A 1,941-nucleotide genomic window follows, 5' to 3' on the forward strand; every position below is an offset into this window, starting at 1 on the left:
GTCCCCGGATGATCGGGTTGAGGCGGTTGACCACGTCGGCTGCCGGATGGCCGCGCAGGGTGTGGATCTCAGTCTTCAGCCGTCGCCGGATGGTGACCAGCGACTCCTTGCTGGGCTTGATCAGCAGCTTCGGGCCGTCGGCGGTGTGATACCGCCGGACGTTGAAAGACAGGAAATCGAACCCGTCTTCAATGGCCACGATGCGGGTCTTCGCCGGGTTGAAGCGGAGACCTTTCGGTGCCAGCCATGCTGTGAGTCGTTCCTGGACCAGGTCGGCCTGCTCGCGGCTGTGGCACAAAGCCACCAGGTCGTCTGCGTAGACGATCACGGCAGGGGTTCCCCGTTGCGTGTCTCCGTTCTTCTTGTGCCTGGTCCCGGCGGCTTCCTCGATGCCCTGGAGTGCTATATTCAAGAGCAACGGTGAGAGTACGCCCCCAACGCACTTGGCAACCAGCCCTCTGGTCACCCTCCGCATCAGCGCTAGCGGCCGGAGTGTCGCGGTCTGATGTTCGTTGGCGAAGTGGGATGCGATGCCGGATTGTAATCTTCTCGGGGCCGATCAGAACGTTCTTGACGAGTAGTCGCAGGACGCGTTGGCGGTCGGTGATCTCGGTGCTTTTCGCGTTCTCGCCCAGCTGTGACAGGAATCCCTCGAGGTCGGTTGCGAGGGCGAGATAAAGATCGCGGTCGGCGATCTGGCTGTCGAGAGCGTCGAGTTGGCCGCGGAGGTTCGCTTCGCGGGTGCGGAGTTCGGGCATTCTCGCGCGGAGCTCGTCAAGGGTGATCAGCTGTTCCTGGAACGCCTCGATCATGCGCGCGATGGCAGTGGTGGTCTTCGTGAGCGCGAGCTCGACCTGTCCGCGCTGACGCTTGGCGGGATCCGCATCACGAGCCTGGCGCAGCCGGCTGTCGATCTCGGCGCGGATCAGAGTCGGATCGCTGATCAGTTTCGTGATGTGTTCCCAGACGGTCTCGTCGAGGTAGTCGGCGCGGACCGGCTTGTTCCAGCACACACGGCCGTTCTCGTAGCGGTAGTCGTCGGAACCGAGACACCGGTAGTAGTAGATCTTCTTGTTCGTAGTCCGTGTCGAGGTGCGGTAGTAGCCGTAACCGCAGGCCGAGCACGCTGCGAGACCCTGCAGCAGTGAGGGGATCGTCTTCGTGTTGCGGGGCGCGAAACGCTTGTTCTCCTCGAGGCGGGCCGCGACCCGTTCGAACATCTCCTCGCTGACAAGGGCGGGCACCGGGATCTCGACCCACTCGTCACGAGGCCGGTCGACGACTCTGGTCGGCCGCGGTGTTGAACGCCCCTGAAGCCGCGCCACCCGGTTCAGACCGGCCGGCGTGTTGTCGATCATCGTCTTCCCGAACACCGCCGTCCCCTTGTAGGCGGGGTTCCGTAGCATCGCCCAGATCACTGACCGGTCCCAGCGATTCTTGCCGGTGCGGGTCGGCACGCCTTTCTCGGTCAGCCAGCGGGCCAGCGTCGCGATGGAGGCGCCTTCGTCGGCGTAGCGGCGGAACATCTCGGTGACCAGGATCGCCTCGTGGTGAAGGATCTCGTAGCCGGCACCGAGCTGGTCGGACCGCCGACGGTAGTGATACCCGAACGGCGCCCCGGACAGCACGTTCACCGACCCCGCCCGGGCACGGTGTGCCTTCCCGCGTCGGTAACGCTCCAGGATTTGCGCCTTCTCATATTCCGCGAACATCCCCTGGAACTGGACCATGAGCTGGTCTTCCGGGCTGTCGCCACGAGGGCCTTTGATGAACTCGACGCGGGTACCCGCCCGCGTGAACTCCTCGATCAGCAGCGCTTGATAGGCGAACTTCCGGGCAAGTCTGTCCGGGGAATAGCACAGAACCACATCGATCTGCACCGCCGCGACCAGGTCGCGCAGCCGTTCCAGCGCCGGGCGTGTCAGCGTCGCACCCGAATGG

Annotated in this window: 3 pseudogenes; all 3 read right to left on the bottom strand. The window is 64.2% G+C overall.

What is annotated here, in order from left to right:
• Nucleotides 1–199: pseudogene (locus AB1460_RS37125) on the bottom strand (group II intron reverse transcriptase/maturase); the annotation flags it as partial.
• Between the two features lie 18 nt (nucleotides 200–217).
• Nucleotides 218–475 (bottom strand): annotated as a pseudogene (locus AB1460_RS37130) (reverse transcriptase domain-containing protein); the annotation flags it as partial.
• Between the two features lie 538 nt (nucleotides 476–1,013).
• Nucleotides 1,014–1,880, bottom strand: a pseudogene (locus AB1460_RS37135) (recombinase family protein); the annotation flags it as partial.
• Nucleotides 1,881–1,941 lie beyond the last annotated feature (61 nt).

Source organism: Parafrankia sp. FMc2, assembly GCF_041008525.1.
In the GTDB taxonomy this organism is placed as follows: domain Bacteria; phylum Actinomycetota; class Actinomycetes; order Frankiales; family Frankiaceae; genus Parafrankia.